The 22,576-nt window shown below is 71.9% G+C and carries 20 protein-coding genes; 13 read left to right on the top strand and 7 right to left on the bottom strand.

The genetic code is table 11. The features are described 5' to 3' along the window. The first annotated feature begins 49 nt into the window (after positions 1–49). On the top strand, positions 50–1,735 hold the full coding sequence (locus ABD993_RS30135; RefSeq protein WP_345426009.1) for an ABC transporter substrate-binding protein: 1,686 nt from the start codon (positions 50–52) through the stop codon (positions 1,733–1,735). Between the two features lie 39 nt (positions 1,736–1,774). Here ABD993_RS30135 and ABD993_RS30130 read toward each other — a convergent pair whose 3' ends face one another. Together ABD993_RS30130 and cofC are read right to left on the bottom strand one after the other, a co-directional pair. After that, positions 1,775–2,506 carry a GntR family transcriptional regulator gene (locus ABD993_RS30130; protein WP_345426007.1) on the bottom strand — a complete coding sequence of 244 codons (732 nt, stop codon included), beginning with the start codon at positions 2,504–2,506 and terminating at the stop codon, positions 1,775–1,777. Between the two features lie 101 nt (positions 2,507–2,607). Beyond that, the gene (gene cofC, locus ABD993_RS30125) at positions 2,608–3,234 is read right to left on the bottom strand and encodes a 2-phospho-L-lactate guanylyltransferase (RefSeq protein WP_345426005.1); all 627 of its coding nucleotides are present in this window, start codon (positions 3,232–3,234) and stop codon (positions 2,608–2,610) included. A 93-nt stretch (positions 3,235–3,327) separates the two neighbouring features. Here cofC and ABD993_RS30120 point away from each other — a divergent pair, with 93 nt between their 5' ends. From ABD993_RS30120 to ABD993_RS30110, 3 genes are all read left to right on the top strand, one after another. Continuing rightward, positions 3,328–4,035, top strand: a complete 708-nt coding sequence (locus tag ABD993_RS30120) for a lysophospholipid acyltransferase family protein (protein ID WP_345426003.1) — start codon at positions 3,328–3,330, stop codon at positions 4,033–4,035. A 5-nt stretch (positions 4,036–4,040) separates the two neighbouring features. Then, a complete protein-coding gene (locus tag ABD993_RS30115; protein ID WP_345426177.1) occupies positions 4,041–5,039 on the top strand; it encodes an NAD(P)H-dependent glycerol-3-phosphate dehydrogenase in 999 nt (332 codons plus the stop codon). 100 nt (positions 5,040–5,139) lie between these two features. Further along, positions 5,140–6,234 carry a cystathionine gamma-lyase gene (locus ABD993_RS30110; protein WP_345426001.1) on the top strand — a complete coding sequence of 365 codons (1,095 nt, stop codon included), beginning with the start codon at positions 5,140–5,142 and terminating at the stop codon, positions 6,232–6,234. Between the two features lie 135 nt (positions 6,235–6,369). Here the strand turns inward: ABD993_RS30110 and ABD993_RS30105 are convergent, their stop codons facing one another. After that, the gene (locus ABD993_RS30105) at positions 6,370–6,921 is read right to left on the bottom strand and encodes a TetR/AcrR family transcriptional regulator (protein ID WP_345425999.1); all 552 of its coding nucleotides are present in this window, start codon (positions 6,919–6,921) and stop codon (positions 6,370–6,372) included. Beyond that, on the bottom strand, positions 6,911–7,237 hold the full coding sequence (locus tag ABD993_RS30100) for a DMT family transporter (protein ID WP_345425997.1): 327 nt from the start codon (positions 7,235–7,237) through the stop codon (positions 6,911–6,913). The genes ABD993_RS30105 and ABD993_RS30100 overlap by 11 nt, the downstream gene beginning before the upstream one ends. Positions 7,238–7,578: 341 nt before the next feature. On the opposite strand from ABD993_RS30100, the gene ABD993_RS30095 reads away from it, so the two are divergent. Both ABD993_RS30095 and ABD993_RS30090 read left to right on the top strand, forming a co-directional pair. Next, positions 7,579–7,890 carry a hypothetical protein gene (locus ABD993_RS30095; RefSeq protein WP_345425996.1) on the top strand — a complete coding sequence of 104 codons (312 nt, stop codon included), beginning with the start codon at positions 7,579–7,581 and terminating at the stop codon, positions 7,888–7,890. Between the two features lie 138 nt (positions 7,891–8,028). Continuing rightward, entirely contained in the window at positions 8,029–8,640 is a 612-nt protein-coding gene (locus ABD993_RS30090) for an HNH endonuclease (protein WP_425569183.1), read from the top strand. Positions 8,641–8,824: 184 nt separating this feature from the next. Here ABD993_RS30090 and ABD993_RS30085 read toward each other — a convergent pair whose 3' ends face one another. After that, the gene (locus tag ABD993_RS30085) at positions 8,825–9,805 is read right to left on the bottom strand and encodes a GDSL-type esterase/lipase family protein (protein ID WP_345425994.1); all 981 of its coding nucleotides are present in this window, start codon (positions 9,803–9,805) and stop codon (positions 8,825–8,827) included. Positions 9,806–10,047: 242 nt separating this feature from the next. On the opposite strand from ABD993_RS30085, the gene ABD993_RS30080 reads away from it, so the two are divergent. Together ABD993_RS30080 and ABD993_RS30075 are read left to right on the top strand one after the other, a co-directional pair. After that, complete coding sequence (locus ABD993_RS30080; RefSeq protein ID WP_345425992.1) at positions 10,048–10,890, top strand: SGNH/GDSL hydrolase family protein; 843 nt, start codon at positions 10,048–10,050, stop codon at positions 10,888–10,890. Positions 10,891–11,274: 384 nt separating this feature from the next. Further along, positions 11,275–12,642 (top strand): sugar transferase, encoded by a 1,368-nt coding sequence (locus ABD993_RS30075; protein ID WP_345425991.1) that lies wholly within the window; start codon positions 11,275–11,277, stop codon positions 12,640–12,642. Between the two features lie 61 nt (positions 12,643–12,703). Here ABD993_RS30075 and ABD993_RS30070 read toward each other — a convergent pair whose 3' ends face one another. Further along, positions 12,704–13,795 carry a glycoside hydrolase family 5 protein gene (locus ABD993_RS30070; RefSeq protein WP_345425990.1) on the bottom strand — a complete coding sequence of 364 codons (1,092 nt, stop codon included), beginning with the start codon at positions 13,793–13,795 and terminating at the stop codon, positions 12,704–12,706. A gap of 344 nt (positions 13,796–14,139) precedes the next feature. Between ABD993_RS30070 and wecB the strand changes: the two genes are divergently transcribed. The 3 genes from wecB to ABD993_RS30055 are packed head-to-tail and all read left to right on the top strand — an operon-like array spanning position 14,140 to position 17,236. Further along, entirely contained in the window at positions 14,140–15,237 is a 1,098-nt protein-coding gene (gene wecB / locus ABD993_RS30065) for a non-hydrolyzing UDP-N-acetylglucosamine 2-epimerase (RefSeq protein ID WP_425569182.1), read from the top strand. 50 nt (positions 15,238–15,287) lie between these two features. Next, positions 15,288–16,433 carry a hypothetical protein gene (locus ABD993_RS30060; RefSeq protein ID WP_345425987.1) on the top strand — a complete coding sequence of 382 codons (1,146 nt, stop codon included), beginning with the start codon at positions 15,288–15,290 and terminating at the stop codon, positions 16,431–16,433. 2 nt (positions 16,434–16,435) lie between these two features. Then, entirely contained in the window at positions 16,436–17,236 is an 801-nt protein-coding gene (locus ABD993_RS30055; protein ID WP_345425985.1) for a WecB/TagA/CpsF family glycosyltransferase, read from the top strand. A gap of 72 nt (positions 17,237–17,308) precedes the next feature. On the opposite strand, the gene ABD993_RS30050 is transcribed toward ABD993_RS30055, so the two are convergent. Continuing rightward, positions 17,309–20,311 (bottom strand): acetoacetate--CoA ligase, encoded by a 3,003-nt coding sequence (locus ABD993_RS30050; protein WP_345425983.1) that lies wholly within the window; start codon positions 20,309–20,311, stop codon positions 17,309–17,311. Positions 20,312–20,583: 272 nt separating this feature from the next. Between ABD993_RS30050 and ABD993_RS30045 the strand changes: the two genes are divergently transcribed. Then, the gene (locus ABD993_RS30045) at positions 20,584–21,549 is read left to right on the top strand and encodes a GDP-L-fucose synthase family protein (protein WP_345425981.1); all 966 of its coding nucleotides are present in this window, start codon (positions 20,584–20,586) and stop codon (positions 21,547–21,549) included. Between the two features lie 30 nt (positions 21,550–21,579). Next, positions 21,580–22,575, top strand: coding sequence for a GDP-mannose 4,6-dehydratase (gmd, locus tag ABD993_RS30040; protein ID WP_345425979.1), 996 nt, complete (start codon positions 21,580–21,582; stop codon positions 22,573–22,575). Position 22,576 lies beyond the last annotated feature (1 nt).

Raw genomic sequence — 22,576 nt, 5'->3', positions numbered from 1 at the left:
GGGTGGCCCCTGCCCCCGCACGTCCGCAGCCCATCGAAGGAGCCCGTCCATGTCCGCAGCCCACACCCCCGGGGGCACCCCGCCGCGGCGGTCGACAGGCAGGTGGCGGCGTTCGCGCGCCGCCGTCGTGCTCACCGCGCTGACGGCCTTCGCCGTCGCGTGCTCGTCGTCGGCCAACAACCCGGGCACCGCCGCGGGCGGCGACTCCACGACGATGACCATCGTCACCCCCGACACCGGCATCACCTGGACGCTCGACGACGGCTTCGGCGGCTTCGAGCAGGGCAAGAACGTCCAGGCGACGCTGCTGCGCAAGCCGTTCGTCGACTCTCCGCAGGGCCGCGGCGTGCAGCAGCAGGACGTCTACAACTACGGGCCGTACCTGGCGTCGAGCTACGACGTCAGCCCCGACGGCCTCACCTACACCTTCCATCTGTCCGACGCGATCAGCGTGGCGGGCAACGAGCTCACCGCGGACGACGTGCTCTGGAGCTACGAGCGCAAGTTCGGCACCCCGGGTTCGCTGGCCGCGGGCATCATGGCCCCGTCGCTCACCGACCCGGCACAGCAGCTGAAGAAGATCGACGACAAGACCGTCAGCTTCACCATCCCGAACGCCGGCCTGGGCACGACCTTCCTCGCCCTGCTGTCCGACCTCTGCGGGCAGATCTACGACAGCACGGAGCTCAAGAAGCACGTGACCCCGGACGACCCGTACGCGGTCAAGTGGTCCGCTCAGAACCCGAACTACGGCTTCGGTCCCTACAAGGTCACCGACTACAAGCCCGGCCAGTCCGTGACGATGACCGCGCGCGACGACTTCGTGCTCGGCGCCCCCAAGGTCAAGACGATCAACATCCGGATCGTGGCCGACCCCGGCACTCGCGCCAACGCCGTCAAGAACGGTGACGCGGACCTGGCCGAGAACGTGACCCCGGCGGACTCCGCCGCTCTGTCGACGGACCCGACCCTGATCGCTCCGCAGGTGAGCAACCCGAACACCTACATCATGATGCCGCTGGTGACCAACAAGGCGCCGTTCGACAACACGCTGGTCCGACAGGCCATGGCCTACGCGACGCCGTACCAGCAGATCATCGACAACGTCTACCGTGGGCTGGCCCAGCGCAAGGGCCCGGGTTTCCTCCTCGACGACGCCCCCGGCTACTCCAACGCGGGGTTCCCGGACTACACGTACGACCCGGGCAAGGCGAAGGCACTGCTGGCCCAGGCCGGGTTCCCGAACGGCGTGGAGTTCACGCTGGCCGTGTCGGCGGCCGAGCCGGACGTGCGCGAGGCGGCCATCCAGATCCAGACCCAGGCCAAGGCGGCAGGCTTCACCATCACCATCGACGAGATGCCTGCGTCGGAGTTCGCGCAGCAGCGGACCAACCACACGTCGCAGGCGTTCATCCTGCGGGACTACGCCATCACCCTGACCCCGCCGTACGAGCTGCTCGTCTACACCGCACCGAACGGCGCCAACAACTTCGCGGACTGGTACGACAAGCCCTTCCAGGACGCCCTCGCCACCGGCAACACGCTCCCGGACGCGCTGTCCCCCGAGGCGGGGCGGGCCTGGAACGCCGCGGAGAGGATCTACCTGGACCAGTCGCCGATCGTGTTCATCGGGCAGGTGCAGCCGAACGTGCTGGTCTCCAGCAAGGTCACCGGCTACGCCTGGACGTCCGACAACTGGATCGACTACTTCAACTTCGGCAAGACCGACAGCTGATCGGTCCATCCCGAGCGGGCCCGGCGCACCCGGGCCCGCTCAGGAGTGGAACGACACCATGTCGGCCCGGTAGTGGGCGTAGGCGAACTCGTGGATCACGCCGTCGGCGTCCGCGAGGACCTGGTCCCGGACGAGGAGCCCCGCTCCCGGGCTGACCCCGAGCAGGGCCGCCGTCTGCTCGTCGGCGCCCACGGCGTCGATCCAGGTCTCCATCCGCCCGAACGGCCTCCCGTAGATCGACTCGAAGGTCGTCGCGATGTCGTCGACCGCGGGCTTGTGCTCGAACATGTCGTGGCTCGGGTCCACCTGGAAGGCCACCAACGTCCCGATCGGGACGTGGTCGCTGCTGATCACGTACTCCAGCATGCGCAGCTGGGAGCGGTCGGTGGGCATCCGGTGCAGGATCAGCCCGTGGGCGGGGAAGGTGTCGTCCCGGATCAGGCGGTACTCCAGCGGGCCGCTGGTCCGCGAGTCGGTGACGTCCTGCATCGGGATCTGCACCGACTTGCCCTGCACCGTGGTGCCGATGCGCCGCCGCCGGCTCACCAGACCCTCGTCCGCCAGCAGCTGCAGGGCGAACCGCACCGAGGCGCGGGTGCTCTGGAACTGCTCCACGAGGGTGTGCTCGGCCAGCGCGTCCCCCTCGCGCAGCAGCCCGGACTTGATCGACGACCGGATGAGCTGGTGAACCAGGCGCGCCGAGCTGTGCCGCGGCACGGGAGCGCCGCCGACCGATCGTGGGTGCCGAGCGGCCTGCGCCGGGATCTCCACCGAACCACCTCCCCAACGACGTCGTCACCGCGCCGTTGGGGTCTCCGACCTCGAGGATAGCCGGCGGGCGGCCTCGACGGAACGGGTCGACGGCCGCTCGCTCAGCGACAGACGAGCAGCCCGCTCGTCCGGATCCCGACCCCCAGGACACACGCCTCGGCGAGGTCCGCCTCGGTGTCCACGTCCCGGCGCAGGCCCGGGAGGGCGCCGGGGAGGGGGCGGGCGCCGGAGGCGGTGTGGGCGGCGGCGGAGGCGCCGCCGAAGTGCGGGTCCAGCGGGGTGCCCGCCGGGGCCAGCAGGAGCGTCGTGCCGATCCCGGCCGCGTCGGCGACGAACGCGCGGTCCGGGCAGGAGAGCGCCTCGTCCAGCTCGGCGGGCTTCAGGGCCGGGAGGTCGGCCTGCAGGGCCGCGCGGGGGAGGCTCGGGGAGAGCGCGCCCGCGCCGTGGAGCAGGGCCGCGTTGAGCCCGCCCGCCGGCTCGTCCCGCACGATCCGAACACCCGTACCGGCGGAGGCGAAGCGTGCGGAGCCGACCATCGACGTCAGCTCGGTGGCGACCCGCGCGTCGTCGGTCACCACGACGATCTCGGCGACCAGCGTGGCGGCGGCCGCGGCCTCCAGGGTGTCCAGCGCCAGGGCGAGGGCGAGGGAGGCGTGGCGTTCGGGGTCGCCGATGCCCCCGTCCGCCGCCCCGCGCAGGCGCGTCTTGGCGCGTTCGAGCCCCTTCACGGGGACCACCAGTCCGGCACGCACTCCCGCATCGTTCCACTTCGGCGTCGGCCAGGTGGACCGCGCCCGGCATCACAGGGAAGGATCGGCGTCGTGACGCGCGAGAAGGGTGGGTTCTGGGTCAACCTGTCGGCGGCGGTGTTCTATCCGGCGTCGTACGCGGTGGGCCGACCCCGGTACGAGGGGCGGGAGCACCTCCCCGCCGACGGCGGCGCGCTCGTCGTCGCCAACCACATCTCCTACCTGGACCCGATGTTCACGGCCCTGTGGACCTACAGCGCCCGGCGGGTGCCGCGGTTCCTGGCCAAGGCGTCGCTGTGGAAGGTCCCGTTCTTCGGACGGGTGCTGCGCGGCAGCGAGCAGATCCCGGTCTACCGGGACTCCGCGGACGCCCAGCAGAGCCTGCGGGACGGCGTCACGGCGCTGCAGCAGGGCAAGGTCGTGGTGATCTACCCCGAGGGCACGATCTCCCGGGACCCCGCGGGCTGGCCGATGCACTCCCGCACCGGGGCCGCGCGGCTCGCGCTGTCGTCGCAGGTCCCGGTCATCCCGCTCGTGCACTGGGGCACCCGCGAGGTGTACGACCACTACAACAAGCGGTTCCGGCCGCTGCCGCGCACCACGATCACACTCCGCGCGGGCGCGCCGCTGGACCTCTCGGCGTACCGGGACAGACCGATCGACGCCGCCCTGCTGCGCGAGGTGACCGACCTGATGATGGCCCGCTGCCGGGAGCTGCTCGCGGAGGTCCGCGGGGAGCAGGCGCCCACGGAGTTCTACCGCCGCGGGGCGGACCAGTGACCGAGCTGAAGCGGGTCGCCGTCCTCGGCGCGGGCTCGTGGGGGACGGCGTTCGCCAAGGTCGTCGCCGACTCCGGCCGGGAGGTCGTGCTGTGGGCCCGGAGGCCCGAGGTGGCCGCCGCCATCGCGGAGCGCCGCGAGAACCCGGACTACCTGCCCGGCATCACGCTCCCGGAGACCATCTCCGCCACGACCAACGCCGCCGCCGCGCTGTCGGACGTCGACGCCGTCGTCCTCGCGGTGCCGTCGCAGACGCTGCGGTCGAACCTGGCGGACTGGAAGGCGCTGCTCCCGGTGGGGCGGACGTTGGTGAGTCTGGCCAAGGGCGTCGAGCTGGGCACGCTGAAGCGGATGAGCGAGGTGGTCGCCGAGGTGGCGGGCGTGCCCGCGGACCAGGTCGCGGTCGTCTCGGGGCCGAACCTGGCGCGCGAGATCGCCGCGGGGGAGCCGACGGCCACGGTGATCGCCTGCTCGGACCACGCGCGGGCGGTGGAGCTGCAGGCGGCCACGTCGAACGAGTACTTCCGGTCGTACACGAACACGGACGTCGTCGGGTGCGAGCTGGGCGGGGCGGGCAAGAACGTGATCGCGCTGGCCGTGGGGATCGCAGCGGGGATGGGGCTGGGGGACAACTCCCGCGCCTCGCTGATCACCCGCGGGCTGGCCGAGACGTCCCGGCTGGGCGCCGAGCTGGGCGCCGACCCGCTGACCTTCGCCGGCCTCGCGGGCCTGGGCGACCTGGTGGCGACGTGCTCGTCGCCGTTGTCTCGCAACAGGACCTTCGGCGAGCACCTGGGCCGGGGGGAGACGCTTGCGCAGGCCGAGGCGGCCAACCACGGGCAGGTCGCCGAGGGCGTGAAGTCCTGCGTGTCGATCTGCGAGCTGGGGGAGCGGCACGGGGTGGAGCTCCCGATCGCCGACGCGGTGCGGCGGGTGTGCCACGAGGGCTACAGCGCACGCGAGATGGCCAAGGAACTGATCTCCCGCGCACCGAGGGCCGAGTGAACGAACGGCACTCTCGTGCGGACCTAGCGCACGAACGGCACTTTCGTGCAGACCTGGCGCACGAACGGCACTTTCGTGCGGCTGTGGAGGGGCGGGGCTGATGGCGGGGGACGGGACGCGGTGCATCGGGGGTGCGGGCGGGGAGCCGGGGGAGCCGGTGCACCCGGGGCCCGTGCTGTCCTCGACCTTCCACCTGGGCACCTCGACACTGCCCGAGTACTTCTACGGCCGCGCAGGCAACCCGACGTGGACCGCCTACGAGCAGGCGGTCGGCGCGCTCGACGGCGGGGAGGCCGTCGCGTTCTCGTCGGGCATGGCGGCGCTGTCCACCGTGATGCGGCTCTGCGCCCGGCCGGGGACCGCGGTGGTGCTGCCGAGCGACGGGTACTACATCGGCAGGCTCGTGGCGTCCGAGGAGCTGGCGCCGATGGGCGTCGAGGTCCGCGAGTACGCGACGGCGGGGTCGCTGCCGCCGCTCGCCGGGGCCACGCTCGTGGTGGTGGAGACCCCGTCGAACCCCGGGTTGGAGGTCTGCGACATCCGTGCGATCGCCGAGGCCGCGCACGCCGCGGGCGCCCGGGTCGCCGTCGACAACACCACCGCCACCCCGCTGGGCCAGCGCCCGCTCCCGCTCGGCGCGGACTTCGTGATCTCCAGTGACACCAAGGCGATCTCCGGCCACGGGGACGTCGTGTTGGGCCACGTGAGCTGCGCGGATCCGACCCTCGCCGCCCAGGTCCGCGCCGCCCGCACCCGCGGCGGCGCCATCCCCGGCCCGATGGAGGTCTGGCTCGCCCACCGGGGCCTGACCACCCTGGACCTGCGCCTGGAACGCCAGGCCCGCAATGCCCACGCCCTGGTCCAGGCCCTGCTCTCGCACCCCACCGCGTCCGACGTCCGCTGGCCGGGCCTGTCCACCGACCCGTCCCACGCCATCGCGTCGAAGCAGATGCGGCGCTGGAACGGGGTCCTGCGCTTCACCCTCCCCTCGATCACGGCGGTGGACGAGTTCCTCGCCGCCTCCCGCCTGGTCGTCTCGTCGACGAGCTTCGGCGGGGTGCAGACCTCGGCCGACCGACGGGCGAGGTGGGGGGATGCCGTTCCCGAGGGCACCCTGCGGCTGTCCGCGGGGATCGAGGACACCGACGACCTGGTCGCGGATGTGCTCGGAGCGCTGGACACGGTCCGGACGTGAGAGCGGCCCGCCTGTGACCAGGCGGGCCGCTCGAGCACCGATCGGGGCGGTGGGCCGATCGGGGCGACCTCGCCGCACTCACGGCGAGGAGTCCTCCAGGGGAATGGTCGCTGACGGGTAGGCGGCTGTTAACCCTCAGTGCCCAGACTTCCCCAGCTTTGATGACGGTGAGGTCACGACGACGGCGTCGAACACCCGTGCAGCGTCCGTGTGGGTGGTCCCTACGGTCGCCGCGCGGAGGTAGAGCCCGTTGAGGGCCGCGGCGAGCACCTCCGCGCGTTCCGGGGCCAGCCGCGCGGCGAGCGCGTCGACGGCGTCGTCCCAGCGCCGGAGCTCGTCTCGCAGGTCCGCACGTCGTGCGGCGAGCAACCACAGCTCGTACTCGGCGATCACCCGATCGCGGTCCTGAGTCGCCCACCGGGCGACGTGGGACGCGAGGTCGGCGAGCGAGGTGACCGCGGCCAGCTCCGCGCAGTACCGGTCGTTGACCTCGCGCAGCGCGGTGACCAGCAGCGAGTCCACCGACGGGAAGTAGTAGAGCACCGCGCTGGGCGGGACGTCCGCCTCGGCCGCCACCGCCCGCTGCGACACGGCCGCGACCCCTTCCCGGCCGACGACGCGCAGGGTCGCCTCCAGCAGCGCCCGCCTGCGCAGCGCTCCCTTCGCGCGCCGCCCGTCAGGCGACATCCGCGCGCCCGAGCTCCAACGCCAACACCCCGGCGATGACGAGCACGATCCCGCCCACCTGCACCCAGCTGAGCGGCTCGGACAGGAACAGGGCCCCGATGAGCGCGATCAGCGCCACCCCCACCGCCGCCCAGATCCCGTAGGCCACCCCGATCGGCACTCCGCGGGCCAGGGCCTGGGACAACGAGAAGAACGCGGTGCCGTACCCGAGAACCACGACCACGGAGGGCCAGAGCCTCGAGAAGCCCTCGGAGAAGCGGAGCGCTACCGTCCCCGTCACCTCGGCCAGGATCGCTCCGGCCAGCCAGAACCACATGGATTCGACACTACCTGAGCGATCGCTCCAGAATCCCGACGGTCCGGTGAACCGCGCCGACCGAGGTTGCGCCGAACGGACGCCAACCTCGCCGCCGCTGGACCCGCACCGGTCAACGGTCCCTCCGGCGTCGATCGCGCCCGGCGCCACCGACGAGGCGAAGGTGCTCCTGACGGCGGCACCCGCGGCCATCGCGGGCCCGGTCACCGGTTCGCTGACCTTCTCCGACTGACCTGGTCACCCGGGCCGGCCCACGCAGGCCCGCCGGGAGCCTCGGCCGACACGTCGGTCCCTGGCCGTGCGCCTCCCGCCCCAGCCCTACCCTCCATGAGGAACTCGCCATGAGCACGCGCCGCTTCCCCCAGACCCGCAACCTCCGACGGACCGGGTTGATCGACGGGCTCGCCACCGCCGGTCTGGCAGCGACGGGCATGGCGACCGCAGCTGTCCTGCTCACCACGACCCTGACCGGGGAGGCCACGATCCGCACCGTGGCGGCCCCGGAGCTGAAGATCGCATTGTCCGTGGTGGGCACGCAGAACGGCGGATTGGACTGTCGACAGGTCGGGGTCTCGGCGGACTACGAGACCCTAGCGGGCGTCCACCAGCTCGTGTGCGGGAGGTCCCCCGAGTCGGGTCGGCAGCTGCCGTGAGGGCGTGGCCCAGGGGTCCGGGCCGACCGACCGACCCCGGGGAATCGGGCGGCGACGGAAAGGATCCATCGAGGATTCTCACGTGCGTAACCCGGCTCTCGTATGGTCGACTTACCTCAAGCCGACGGAGGTGGTCGCGTGCCGGACCGACAACCCCAGATCCTCGCCGCCGTCCCCGGGCCGGGGGAGGAGGCAGCGGGGAACGGGAGTGCCGCAACAGGGATGCCTGCCGCGCTCCCACCAGGCGCCAGGGTGCTGCTCCTCAACGCAAGCTTCGAACCCCTGGCCGTGGTCACGGCTAAACGTGCCATCGTTCTGATGCTCGCCGGCAAGGCCGAGTGTGTCCAGGCCGCTCTCGAGGGCGCGGCCTTCCACTCCGAGAACCTCACGGTCCCCGCCCCGTCCGTGATGCGCCTCTCCCGCTACGTCCGCGTCCCCTACCGCCGCGCGGTGCCCATGACTCGCGCCGGCGTCCTTCGCCGAGACCTGCGCCGCTGCGCCTACTGCGGCAAGAAGGCGGACACCATCGACCACGTCATTCCGAGAAGCCGCGGCGGGGCGCACTCGTGGGAGAACTGCGTCGCGGCCTGTAAGGCCTGCAACTCCAAGAAGGCGGACAAGCTGCTGGAGGAGTTGGGCTGGACCTTGGAGACGGCTCCCAAGCCGCCGAGCAGGGCTGCCGGCGGGGTACTGGTACTGGCAGTCGAACCTCACCCGGCTTGGGAACCCTGGCTCAGCGTGGCGGCCTGACGAGAGGATGCGGGGCGCTCGTCGCACGGTCCGTTCCCCGACGAGCTCCCCGGGCTCCCACGCTGAACGGAGGCGCACCACGAGCCTGCCGGACGGCGCGGGCGAGTGCGCCCTCCACGATTCGCCGCGGGAGATCCCGCCGTAGGCCGTGCCCGGGTGGTCCGGCCGCACAGCCGGTCCGTGGTCATCCGAGGGGGGCGAGGGCGAGGACCTGGTCCGCGATGAAGGTGTGGCCCGCCTCGGTGGCATGCACGTCCTCGTCCGAGCACATGTAGGTCAGCAGGCAGACCGTCTGGACGGGTGGCGGGATGGTGCCGTCCGGGGTCGGGTCGAGTGCGTCGTACCCGCCGGTGAGCCGGGTGATGTCCACGAACTCGGCGCCCGCGGCGGCGTAGGCCCGGGCCAGCACCGGGTTCAGCTGTGTCTCGAACAGCTGCTGCGAGGCGCGGGCGTAGTCCCGGTAGCCCGGTTCCGTGCGGGTGTACAGGCCGAGGTAGGAGTCCGGGTAGGTGAGCCCGACGACGGGGACCTCCGGTCCGACGAGCGCGCGCACGCGGGCGAGGATCTCGGTCAGGTTGTCGCGCAGGGTCTCCGTCGCGGTCTGCAGACAGGCCGTGGTCGCCGGGTTGGTGCGGAAGTCTCCGGACGCGTGGGTGTCGCTCAGGCAGCGGGTCAGGTCGTTGCCGCCGATCACGACCGTCACCAGCCGGACGTTTCCCGCGCTCGCGGTGAGGACCCGTTCGGCGGCCGCGAGCTGCGGCTCGGTGGGGTACGGGGTGCTGTCCGCTCCCATGAGGTTCGAGGCGCAGCCCGCCGCGCCGACCATGTCCTGCGAGGTGGCTCCCGAGCAGGCCAGGTTGACCAGCTGGAGGGGCGTGCCGGTCGCGTCGACCCGGGAGGCGATCTGGTTCGGGAAGGCGAAGTCACTGGTCTCGCCCGAGCTGTAGCTGCGCGGGTTGGTGCCTGCGGCGTAGGAGTCCCCGAGGGAGAGGTAGAGCCCCTTGCCGGGATCGAGCCGGACCGGTTCGGGCGTGGGGGCGACCACGGGAACGGTCGACGCGGTGTTGCCGACCTGGCCCGTGCCCGCGGCCGCGCACCCAGAGGCGACCAGCAATGCCATCCCGCCGCACGCGGCGGCGAGACGTCGGCGGAACGGGACGTGCATGCTGCTTCCCCCAGGATGTCGGCGGCCCGGCGGGGCGGCGCACGGGCGGCGCCACGGCTGCAGCGTTGCGAGAACCGGCCGGAGGTTCGACGGCCAGTATGCCGGTCCGGAGCCCCTCGCGGCCCGAACCCGGTAACGGGCGGCGGGGCGGTCTTGATAACGAAGCGTCCCCACCGTCGACCTCTCAGGAGATCCCCGTCTGCTCCGGGCGGCGGACCTTCGACACACGAGGAGGAGGCCGCATGGCCGACACCCCACTGACGATCCCGGCCAACCCGCGCATCGCCGTGCTGGGCGACAGCCTCGCCGCGGGGCTGGGGGTCCGCGAGAACTCCTACCCCCGCTTCCTGGCCCGAGACCTCCAGGCCGAGGCGATCCTGATGAAGGCCAAGGCCAGCCGCCGGGTCGACGAGTGCACCGCGCTGGTCCCGCGGCTGGAGAAGTTCGCGCCGGACCTGGTGCTGATCAGCACCGGGCAGACCGAGAGCCTGCTGCACCCGCGGAAGGCCGTCGAGCAGATCATCGACGCCCACGGTCCCGACAACTGGAAGGGCGTCGTGGGCCTCGACGCCCGGCCCTTCTACTCGGCGGACCCGCGCAAGCGTGCCCGTGAGGTCGGCACGACCGTGGCGAAGATCGCGGTCAAGAACCTGACGATCCGGCTGGGCGGCGGCCGCCCCCGGATGCCGCACGAGCAGTATCGGCGTGAGCTGGACACGTTCCTGGATGCCATGGAGCTGAGGGGCTGGCCTGTGATCGTGGCCGGGGTCGGGTTCGTGAACCCCGTTCTCTACCCTCGGTCGCGCAGGAACCTCGAGGTCGTGGAGTCGCTGCAGCAGGAGCTCATCGCCGCGCGGCCGAACGCCCGCTACGTGCGCCTGAACGGCCTGGTCGACTTCGCGCGCGAGACCCTGGCCGATCGCTGCCATCCCTCGGTCTACGGGCACCGGAAGATCGCCGATGCCCACCACCGGCTGCTCGAGGTGGTACCGAGGGCGTCGCTCGTGCCCGCCCAGGGCGTCGTCGGGGAGACTGCCGCGGCGCCGTCGTCGTCCGATCGCTCAGCGTCATCCTCGGCACGTTAGACCAATCAGGTGCACCATTCGGAGTAGCGACCGAGATCTCCATCACGCTGGGTGCGTAACCAGCAGATTACCGCCGAGATCATGGGCCTGAAGGAGTAACGGCGTCATCTGAAATGACGAGTCTGGTCGTGTGTGCATGGAGTGTGTCCTCGGGGGCTGGAAGGGGCGCACGCGGCCAGACGATTACGGACGGTGCCCGATGAATCGCCCTTCCCAGGTCCGGCGGTGGTCGCGCTGAGCAGCGAGATCGGACAGGGCCCCCCGCCGTCGCAGGCGGCACCCATCCCCACCCAGCGGGAGCCGACGGCTCCCGCCCCGGGTCGGCGGAGCCCGGAGGCTCGGAGTCGCACGCCGCGGTGGGAGCGCCGCTACCAGCGTGCCGTCGTGACGTCGGACACCCTCTCCGTGCTCGGCGCGGTCGGGATCGGGCTCGCCACGGGTCTGTTGTGGACGTTCGAGATGTCCTCGGTGGTCGCGCTGCTCGCCGTGGGAACGGTGCTCGGCCAGCTCTACGCGATCTTCGCGACCCGCAGCTGGGACGCTCGGATCCTCGGCCAGGGCTCGGAGGAGTTCAGCCGACTGCTGCGGGCGATCATCGCCGGCGCGGTGGTCCTCGGGATGGTGGGCCTGCTGCTCGGCGCCCCGGGCACCCGGCAGTGGGTCTTCGGGGCGATTCCGGCGGCCGGCCTGTTGGCGATCATCGGCCGGTACGTGCTGCGGCAGCGGCTCCACCGGCTGCGGAGGGTGGGGCGGTGCCTGCACCCCGTGCTCGCGGTCGGCGACGAGGACGTGGTCCTCGACCTGATCCGCCGCACGGTCAAGGACCCGTACCACGGCTGGGAGGTCACCGGGGCCTGTACGCCGTCGGGGACGGGGCCCGGTGGGCTGCCCGAGATCGAGGGTGTCCCGGTGGTGGGCGACCTGGAGGCCGTGAACCTCACCGCGCGCTCGGGTGGGTACCGCGTCGTCGCCGTGGCGCCCGCGAGCGGGTGGAGCAACCGTCGGATGCACCAGCTCTCGTGGGACCTCGAGGGCAGCGGCGTCGAGCTCGCCGTGCAGCCGCGGCTCATGGAGTTCGCCGGGCCCCGGCTGCACGTCGCTCCGGTCGACGGGCTGCCGCTGCTCAAGCTGACCGAGCCCGTCTTCACGGGGGTACCCAAGATCGTGAAGGGCTGCATCGACCGAGTCGGGGCCGCGCTGCTCCTGCTGCTGCTGGCGCCGGTGCTGCTCGCGATCGCCGTCATGATCAAGCTGGACGGCGGCGGCCCGGTGTTCTTCGCCCAGGTCCGGGTGGGGCGCCGCGGGCAGGAGTTCCGCGTCCTCAAGTTCCGCACCATGGTGGTGGACGCCGAGCGGCTGCTGGCCGAGCTCGCCGTGGCCAACGAGGCGGCGGGGCCGCTGTTCAAGATGCGCAACGATCCCAGGATCACCCGGGTCGGCACCGTGCTGCGCAAGTACTCACTCGACGAGCTGCCCCAGCTGTTCAACGTGCTCGCCGGGTCGATGTCCCTGGTGGGACCGCGGCCGCCGCTGCCCGCCGAGGTGGCCACCTACTCGCGGGAGGCTCAGCGCAAGCTGCTGGTGAAGCCGGGTCTCACCGGGCTGTGGCAGGTCAGTGGGCGCAGTGACCTCAGCTGGGAGGAGTCCGTGCGCCTCGACCTGCGGTACGTGGAGAGCTGGACGCTGGCGCTGGATGCCCTGATCCTCTGGAAGACCATCGGCGCGGTGACGCGGGGGACGGGCGCCTACTGACGCGGTGCGGCCGGGGGCCGTCGTCCGCTCCGGACGCTCCCGGCCGCCTCGGCGGCGGGGGTCAGAGGTGCGAGCGCAGGAGCTCGAGCAGCCTGCGGTCCAGCTTGTGCCCGCGGAAGTCCTCGTAGGCGACGTCCGTCCGCTGGCTGTCGAGGATGCCGAAGTCCCCGTACAGCCCCCACATCGCCCACCCGAAGCCCGCGTCCCGCCACAGCGACAGGTAGTCCTCGGTCCACCGCAACGAGACGTCGTGGGGTGCTGCCCGGTACACGCCGAACTCGCCGACGTGCACGGCCGTGCCCGCCTGCTGGACCCGCACGAACGGGTCGATGTCCTTGCGCTTCAGGTAGTCCTTGTCGACGGTGACGAGCTGGTCGTTCTCGTACTTCTGCAGCGGCCAGGTGGGGGTCGGCCAGCGCTCGTCCAGCCAGGGGGCGTCGAAGCTGCTCAGCTCGCGCGGGGTGTAGCCGCGGGCACTGATCGCGACGTCCGGGCCGAAGTCGATCGGGACCGGGTCGTTCCCCCAGCCGCGCGCGTCGACGATGATCGGCCGGTCCGGATCGACGTCCCGGACGGCGGCCACGAGCCGCCGGTGGACGCGGTCGTAGGCCTCCGCGCTCACGTCCCCCGGCTCGTTCAGCAGGTTGAAGCTCAGCTGAGTCGGCGGCACGTCTCGGAAACGGTTCGCGAAATAGGCCCAGTGGTAGGCGCAGGCCTCGAGGGCGTAGGAGTCGGTCCAGAGATCCAATGGCTCCGCGGGGGAGTTCACGCAGTAACCGGGGGCGCGGTGGAAGTTGATGTTCACGTGGATGCCGCGGTCCGCGCCGAGCTGGACGGCCCGGACGAGGTTGTCCTCGATGGCGAACGGGTCGATGGTCATCCAGCGCGCCGGGTCCGGCGAGGACCAGAACTGATAGGAGGTGGGGAGTCGGACGAAGGTGAATCCCCATTCCGCGAGCATGTCGAAATCGGATTCCTCGTACCGCTTGTACGGCAGCCCCGCGTTGTAGATGTCCAGCAGGTTGAATCCCTTGTAGCCGGGCAGGGAATCGAAGAAGGTCGCCGGGGCCGCGGTGTCCGGGCTCGCGCACCCGAGGGAGGCGAGCCCCATGCCTGCGACGGCAGCGGTCGACAGGAACTGTCGTCGGTCCATTGTGTGAGTGCGCACCTTCTGCGGTCGACATCGGGCGCGCTCGCCCGATGTGGCTGCGGCACAGGCCGCCCGGGTCAATCTAGTCCATCGGGTGGCCCGGCCGTGGTCGACGGCCTCGATCGACGGCCCGGGCTCGGGCCGTCGAATAGTGATCTATGCCACTTCGTGGTGGTCGTCGCCCTGTCGGCGTGCCGGGCAGCCGATTCGCCGGTAACGCGGGCCGGTTCCCCCGCGAATGACCTGATGTTCACAGCGGAGTCACAGCCGCACCCCCTGTGCATGGAGAATCGATGTCGTTGCCGAGGGTTCACCTCGTGCTGGGCACAAGGCCCGAGGCAATCAAGATGGCACCGCTCGCCGTTGCGCTTCGGAACAGTGGAATTCTGCAGCCGGTAATCGTCGCCACCGGGCAACACGGCGCCCCCGTCGACCAGGCGCTGGCGGCCTTCGACCTCGTGCCGGACGTCCGGCTCGACCTGGCGCGCACCACCGGCTCGCAGCCCGAGCTCGTCGCTCAGGTGGCCACCCAGCTGGACCCGGTCCTCGAGGACTCGGCTGCGGTGGTCGTGCAAGGGGACACGACGACGGCGCTGGTCGGTGGCCTGGTGGCGATGTGGCGCCGGGTCCCGGTGGTCCACGTCGAGGCGGGCCTGCGCTCCGGTGACCTGTCGGCGCCGTTCCCCGAGGAGGCCAACCGGCGGATGCTGAGCGTCTTCGCCGACCTCCACCTCGCTCCCACCCGTCGTGCGGTGGACGCGCTCCTGCGGGAGGGTCTCCCCGCAGACCGGGTGCTGCTGACCGGCAACACCGTGGTCGACGCCGTGATCGCCACGGCTCTGCGGGCTCAGGGGAGCACGCCGTCGGACCCCGGGGTCGCCGAGGTGCTGCGGGAGGTCGAGGCCGGGCGCGGGCGGCTGGTCCTGGTCACCGCCCACCGCCGGGAGTCCTGGGGCGAGCCGCTGGACCGGGTGATGAGCGCGGTGCGGCAGGTCGTCGACGACCACCCGGACGTGCTCGCGGTCGTGCCGACCCATCCGAACCCGGCGGTCCGCGACCAGGTGGAGGCGGCCCTGGCCGGGCACCCGCGGATCCGTACCACCGGTCCGCTCGCCTACCCGGAACTGTGCCACGTCCTGTCCCGCTCCACGCTCGCGCTCACGGACTCCGGTGGGATCCAGGAGGAGGCGCCGTCCTTCGGCGTCCCGACGGTGGTGCTGCGCGAGGTGACCGAGCGCGTCGAGGCGGTCGAGAGCGGGTGGGCGGTCCTGGTCGGGACCGATCCCGAAGAGATCTCCGTGGCGGCCAAGGGCTTCCTGGACGGGGACTTCGCGCGGCCGAGTGGGCCGAACCCGTTCGGGGACGGGCGCGCAGCCGAGCGTGGCGCCCAGGCCATCGCGTGGTTGGTGGGTCGAGCCGATCGGCCGGAACCGTTCGCACCGTGAGCCGAGAGCGGGGGGCCGCGCTCGTGTCCGTTCAGTCGAGAGGAAGCAACGTGGACGAGGGACAGCCCATCCTGGGGGTGGACGGGCACACGGAACTCTCCCTCCGGGGGATCCGGGACACCTTCAACTCCGCCGAGGCGCTGTGGGACCGTCAGCTGCGTGCGGGGGTCTGGGCGCCGACGCTGGGTACCGAGGCGATCACCAGCACGCTGATCTGCCTCATCGGCGTCGACCGCTGGGACGCCACGGCCTGGTCGACCGTGGGGGCCACCCCGGCCGCCGCGCTGGGCGCGGCCCGCGCGCGGCTCGCCGCCACGCCGTACCCGGGTGGACTCGGTCTGCTGGTGTGGGCCAACGCGCTGCACGGGGACGCCGACCTGGAGCGGCTGCTCCGCGAGACCGGACTCGACATCGGTGACCGCAGCTCCTTCAGCCGGACCATGACCTCGATGGAGGCGTCCTGGCTGCTCTCGGGGCTCCTGCACGAGTACTCGCGCAGGCCCGCGACGAGCACCCGCGAGTTCGCGGACGCGGTGCTCACGGACATCCACGAGCGACTCGACGCTGCGGGGTCGGGCCTCATGCCGCACGCCACCACGCGGGCGCCCGTCGGCCATCGCCTGCGCAGGCACATCGCCAACTTCGCCGACCAGATCTACGCGCTGCAGGCGTTGTCGTTCGCGTCGGTCACGATCGACTCGGCGGGCTCGTACGCTCGCGCGCGAACCCTCGCCGACCGGCTGCTCGAGCTGCAGGGCCCACTCGGTCAGTGGTGGTGGCAGTACGACTCGCGCACCGGGTCGACCGCGGACCGCTACCCCGTCTACTCGGTGCACCAGCACGCGATGGCGCCGATGGCCCTGCTCGCCTACAGCGCCGCCGCGCGCGAGCGGGGGGACGAGCCGGACCTCGCCTCGCCGATCGTGCTCAGCGCGGGGTGGGAGGAACGCAACGAGCTCGGGCTGTCGTTGGTCGAACCGGGTCGCACGATCTGGCGTTCGGTCGAGATCGAGGCGGGTCGGATCGGTCGCACCGCGCGGCACGCCCGTGTGCTCGCGGGCCGGGGACGGGGCGAGCCGGGGGACCGGTTGCCCGCGCTGGTCCTGAACCGTGAGACCCGGCCCTACGAGTGGGCCTGGCACCTCTACGCCCAGGCCATCCTCACCGGCCGCGACCGCACCCTCCACCTCGTCTGATCATGAGTGCGAACACGGACGTCACCGGCACGGACGAGGGTGTGAACCCCTCCGCCACCGTCGAGCTCATGGGCTGCCGGTTCGACACGGTCGACCTGCCCGGAGCCGTGGAGCGCACGCTGTCCTGGGGTGGCCAGGACCGTCGTCGCTCGCACACGATCGTCACGGTCAACGTGGCCATCCTGATGATGATGCGCCAGGACCCCCAGCTGACCGCCGCGGTCAGGGCGGCGGACATGGTGGTCGCCGACGGGGTGCCGTTGGTCTGGGTGTCCCGCTGGCTCGGTGAGCCCCTGCCGCACCGGGTCACCGGTGTCGACCTGATGCTGGAGCTGCTCCGGGTCGGGGCGGAGCGCGGGTTGCGGGTCTTCCTGCTCGGCACCACCCAGGAGCGGCTGGACGAGCTCGTCTGGGTCATCGGGGACCGGTACCCCGGGCTGCGGATCGTCGGCAGCCGCAACGGCTACTTCGGTCCGGAACACCACGACGACGTCGCCGCGCAGATTCGGAGCGCACGGGCCGACCTGCTGTTGATGGGGATGCCCGCACCGATGAAGGAGATCTGGGCCGAACGGCTCCGCGAGGAGCTGCACACCCCCGCGATCCTGGGTGTGGGCGGGGCGTTCGACGTCCTGGCGGGGTACGTCCGTCGAGCACCGGAACCGGTGCAGCGCATGGGGATGGAATGGGCCTGGCGGCTGATGCTCGAGCCGCGCAAGCTCTGGAAGCGCTACCTCGTCACCAACGTGACGTTCCTGGCGCTCGTGGCCCGTGGCGTGCTCCTGCGGCGGCTCGGTCGCTGACGAGGAGTCCGAATCCCGCGAGACGAGCGAGAGGCCCTGCAGGCACGGCCTGCGGGGCCTCTTGCGTCCCACTCAGCGCAGGGTGGCGGAGATCCGGGCCGCGACCTCGCTGACCGCGGGCTCGGCGAGCAGGGACTCGTGGTTGCCGGGGATGGGCGTGACCATCATGTTCGGCGCGCTCCGCCGCCACACGGCCAGCTGGCTGCCGATCACCGGCAGCTGCTCCCGGGCCTCGTAGTAGACGACCGCGCCACGGTAGCGGGCGGGCAGGTGCGCGTCGAAGACCTGCTGGTAGCTCGCCATCTCCGGATCGCCCTGGACGTCGGTCGCGACAGGGCGACCGAGCCTGCGCCTGGCGAACCGGACCGCCGTGCCCGGGGCGTCCACCTTCACCTTGTCCAACCGCTGCGACCAGCGCTTCGCCCGGATCTCGGCGGGGGAGAGCACGGCCTCGGGTGACGCGACGTCGATCAGGCCGAGGAAGGCGATCTCCCGGCCCCGCCCCGCCAGGTGGTGGGCGGCCTCGTAGGCCACCAGCCCGCCGAACGAGTAGCCCAGCAGCGAGAACGCCCCCTCGGGGTGTGCCTGCGCCAGCTGCTCGGTCACGTCCAGCGCGACCTCGGCGATGGAGCGCCTGCTGCCGTCCTCCCGGGAGACCTCGGGAGCCAGGCCGTAGACCGGGCGCTCGGTGTCCAGCCTGCTCACCAGCGTGTGGAAGGAGTTGAGCTGGCCCAGCACGTCGCAGACGAGGTAGACCGGCCTGCCCTGTCCGGGGCGGAGCAGCTTCACCGTGGACGACCCGGCCCGGCGGGCCGAGACGACGGCGCGGGCGAGACCTTCCGGCGTGGGCCGGGCCAGGAACTCCCGGATGTCCACGTCCGCTCCCAGCCCGACCTTGACCCGGCCGAGGATGTGCACGAGCAGGGCCGACGAGCCGCCGAGATCGAAGAAGTCGTCGTCCGGACGGATGTCGGCCAGGTTGAGGTGCTCCTGCAGCAGGGCCAGGACCGAGCGCAGCGTGGTCTCGTCCACCTCCACCGCGTCGAGCTCGTCGGGCGAGCGGGGGGCGGCCACGGAGACCGGGGCAGCCGCGGGGGCCGCCTCGGGGGTGGCCTCGGCACGAGGCGCGGGCACGGAGCCGCCCCGCTCCAGGACGGCCCGGCTGATGACCGCCAGGCACTCCGGGTTGCGCAGTGCCGCTTCGTTGGCGACCCGGTCGCCGTTCACCGCGTCCCTGGCGGCCCGCTCGGAGGGCTTGCCGTTGTGGGTGGTCGGCAGCTCCGGGACAGCCACGACCAGCGAGGGCACGTGGGCGGCCGAGTTCTGCTCGCGCAGCACCCGGCGGATCGTGCGGTCCAGCGCCGCGTCGAGCACCGCGCCCTCGGCGAGCCGGACGAGCAGGACCATCCGGGTGGGGCCGGAGCGGGCGGGGTCGCGCTGCTCCACCGCCATCGCCTCGAGGATCTGGGGCAGCTCGCGAAGGGTGCGGTAGATCTCGCTGGGTCCGATCCGGACGCCGCCCACGTTCAGCACCCCGTCCGACCGGCCGTGCACGCGGGACGTGCCGTCGGTGTCGAAGTCGACGAGGTCGCCGTGCGTCCACATACCGGGGTGATCGACGAAGTAGGACCGGTGGAAGCGCTCGCCCGCGGGATCACGGAGGAAACCCACCGGCCGGGACGGGAAGGGCCTGCGGCACACCAGGTCGCCGATCTCGCCGACCACCTCGCGGCCGAGCTCGTCCACCGCCGCGACGTCCATGCCCAGGCTGCGGACCTGGCTGCGGCCCTTGCGCACGGGCAGCTCGGGATGGCCCATCAGGAAGCAGCCGATGATGTCCGTGCCGCCCGACACGGACTGCACCGGCACGGGGCCGACCGCCTCGGCCACCCAGTCGTACTGCCACTCGTGCAGGACCGACCCCGTGCAGGCCACCCGCTTCAGTCGGGAGAGATCGAACCCGTCCCGGGGCCGATAGCCGGAGTCCTGGCACAGCTGCAGGTAGGCGGGGCTGGTGCCCAGGACCGTGACGCCTTCGTCGGCGACGATCCGCCACAGCGTGTCGGGGCCGAGGATGGGACCGTCGTAGGTCACGACGTGCGCGCCGCACGCCAGCGCGGAGAGCAGCCAGTTCCACACCATCCACGTGGTGGTGGCATGGAAGTAGAGCACGTCCGACGGACCGAGGTCCGTGTGCAGCGCGAGCTCCTTGACGTGCTCGAGCACAGTGCCGCCCGCGCCGTGCACGATGGGCTTCGGCGGCCCCGTGGTGCCGGAGGAGAACAGGACGAACAGCGGGTGGTCGAACGGGAGCCGGGGCCACGCCGCGGGGGGAGCGCCCGCCGCCGCGTCGACGAGGGCGGACAGCCGGACCACCGGCACCGCGGATTCGGCCGGGAGGGCCAGGTCGTCCAGGATCATCAGCGTGCGGACCGTGGGCAGCCCGGCGACCAGGGCCGCGGCCAGTGCGTCCGCGTCCCCGGGGACCAGCGTCCGGTCCAGCACGAGCAGGCTCGGGTCCACCTGCTCGAAGCGCCCGAGCAGGGCGGGCACCCCGACGTCCGGTGACGCCGTGGCGAGGGTCGCGCCCAGGGCGGTGACGGCCAGCCCGGCCACCGCGGTCGTGGCGTTGTTCGCCGCCACCGCGACGACCCGGTCGCCTGCTCCGAGCCCGTGACGGGCCAACGCGGTCGCGGTGACGCGCACCCGGTCGCGCAGCTGCCCGCGGGTCAGGCGCTCGGCGGGCCGGTCGCGGTGCAGGGACGTCAGGGCGGGGGCGTCGTCGTCCACCCCGGGGATCGGGCGCAGCAGGCACTCGGCGTGGTTGAGCATGACGTCCGGGAAGAACCGGGCGGACTCGACGTCCTCGCCGACCAGGACCTTCTCCGCCGAGCCCGACCACGGCAGGCCCGACCAGTCCAGCAGCGCGCGCCAGAACTGCGGTGCGTCGCGGATCGACCAGTCGTGGAGGTCCGCGGGCCGGGGGAACGGACGGTCGGCCCGCTCGGCGCACAAGGAGGTGAAGTCGGCCATCCGGGTGACGGGTCGGCTGGGGGCGGGCGGTACCAGGGTCACGCTCTGCTCCTCGACACGTCCCCCATCGTCGTTACAGGACGTGCGCAGGACCGTGCGGTGGCCACGGAGCGTGAAGATGTGACCTAGTTCATCATCGCCCGCCCGGTGAAACGTCGCGCCGGCCGGGAGCGACTTCAGGCCTACCGGGGCACCGCGGCTCGCCGGCACCGAACGTCTTCGTGCGCTGCGGTGTCGGTGGTCCCTCCGCCCCGGTCTCGCCCGAACGTGGCCCCCGAACGGGTGGCCGCGGCCCGCACGACGAGGGAGACACGGTGGCCAGCCTGCGCCCCCCGACCCAGGACGACCGGATCTACGTGGCCGGTCACCGCGGCCTCGCGGGTTCGGCCATCTGGCGCGCCCTCGAACAGGCCGGACACACCGACCTCGTGGGGGCGCGGTCGTCCGAGGTGGACCTGCGCGACCGTGCCGCCACCTTCGACTACCTCGCCGACACCCGGCCCTCGGTCGTCGTCCTGGCCGCGGCGAAGGTGGGCGGCATCGCCGCGAACGACGCCTCGCCCGCGGACTTCCTCTCCGAGAACCTCCGGATCCAGACCAACGTCATGGACGCCGCGCGCGAGGCGCGGATCGAGCGGCTGCTGTTCCTCGGCTCCTCCTGCATCTACCCGAAGTTCGCCGAGCAGCCCATCCGCGAGGACAGCCTGCTCACCGGCAAGCTGGAACCCACGAACGACGCGTACGCCATCGCCAAGATCGCGGGCATCATGGCCGTGCAGGCCACCCGGCGACAGCACGGGCTGCCGTGGATCTCCGCGATGCCGACCAACCTGTACGGGCCGGGGGACAACTTCGATCCCGAGAAGTCGCACGTGCTGCCGGCCCTGATCCGCAGGTTCCACGAGGCGGCCGAGGCGGGGGCGGCGACGGTCACGCTGTGGGGGAGCGGCACGCCGCGCCGCGAGTTCCTGCACGTGGACGACCTCGGCCGCGCGATCGTCCGGCTGCTCGACGTCTACGACGACCCCGAGACGATCAACGTCGGGGTCGGTGAGGACGTGAGCATCCGTGAGCTCGCGGAGATCGTCGCGGACGTCGTGGGGTTCCGGGGGGAGATCGTGCAGGACACCAGCCGCCCCGACGGCACCCCTCGCAAGCTGCTCGACGTGAGCCGGATCAACGCCCTGGGCTGGCGGGCCTCGATCCCGCTCCGCGAGGGGATCGAGAGCACGTACCGATGGTTCGTCACCCACCGGGCCGAGGCCCGGCTCGTCGGCTGACCGGGCCCGCACCCGCCTAGGAGACAAGACATGAAGCGAGCCCTGATCACCGGTGTGACCGGCCAGGACGGCTCCTACCTCGCCGAGTTCCTGCTCGGCAGGGGTTACGAGGTGCACGGTCTGATCCGCCGAGCCTCGACCTTCAACACGTCGCGGATCGACCACATCTACACGGACCCGCACGAGGAGGGGGCGCGCTTCTTCCTGCACTACGGGGAGCTGACGGACGGCTCCCGGCTCGTCACGCTGCTGTCGCGGATCCAGCCGGACGAGGTCTACCACCTCGGTGCCCAGTCCCATGTACGGGTCAGCTTCGACGAGCCCGAGTACACCGGCGACACCACCGGCGTCGGCACCACCCGGCTGCTCGAGGCGATCCGGATGATCGGCCTGGACTGCCGCTTCTACCAGGCGTCGAGCTCCGAGATGTTCGGCGCGACGCCGCCGCCGCAGAACGAGCTGACGCCGTTTCACCCGCGCAGTCCGTACGGTGCCGCGAAGGTCTACGGCTACTGGATGGCCCGCAACTACCGCGAGGCGCACGGGATGTACGCCGTGAACGGCATCCTGTTCAACCACGAGTCGCCCCGCCGCGGCGAGACGTTCGTGACCCGCAAGATCACCCGGGGGGTCGCGCGGATCAAGGCGGGTCTGGAGGAGACGCTCTACCTCGGCAACCTCGATGCGGTCCGCGACTGGGGCTACGCCAAGGAGTACGTCGAGGGCATGTGGGCGATGCTGCAGGCGGACGAGCCGGACGACTACGTCCTGGCCACCGGCACCGCGTACACGGTCCGGGACTTCGTGGAGATCGCCTTCGAGCACGCCGGCCTCGACTGGGAGAAGCACGTCCGGTTCGACGAGCGGTACCTGCGTCCGTCCGAGGTGGACGCGTTGATCGGGGACGCCTCGAAGGCCGCGGACGAGCTCGGCTGGAAGGCCGAGGTCCTCACCCCCGAGCTGGCCCGGCTGATGGTCGACGCCGACTACGAGACGGCGCTGGCCGAGGTCAGGAGCAAGGGCTGAC

Origin of the sequence: Pseudonocardia xishanensis, assembly GCF_039541715.1 — a bacterium.
Classification (GTDB): domain Bacteria; phylum Actinomycetota; class Actinomycetes; order Mycobacteriales; family Pseudonocardiaceae; genus Pseudonocardia; species Pseudonocardia xishanensis.
This window is presented reverse-complemented; position numbering and strand designations above follow the sequence as displayed.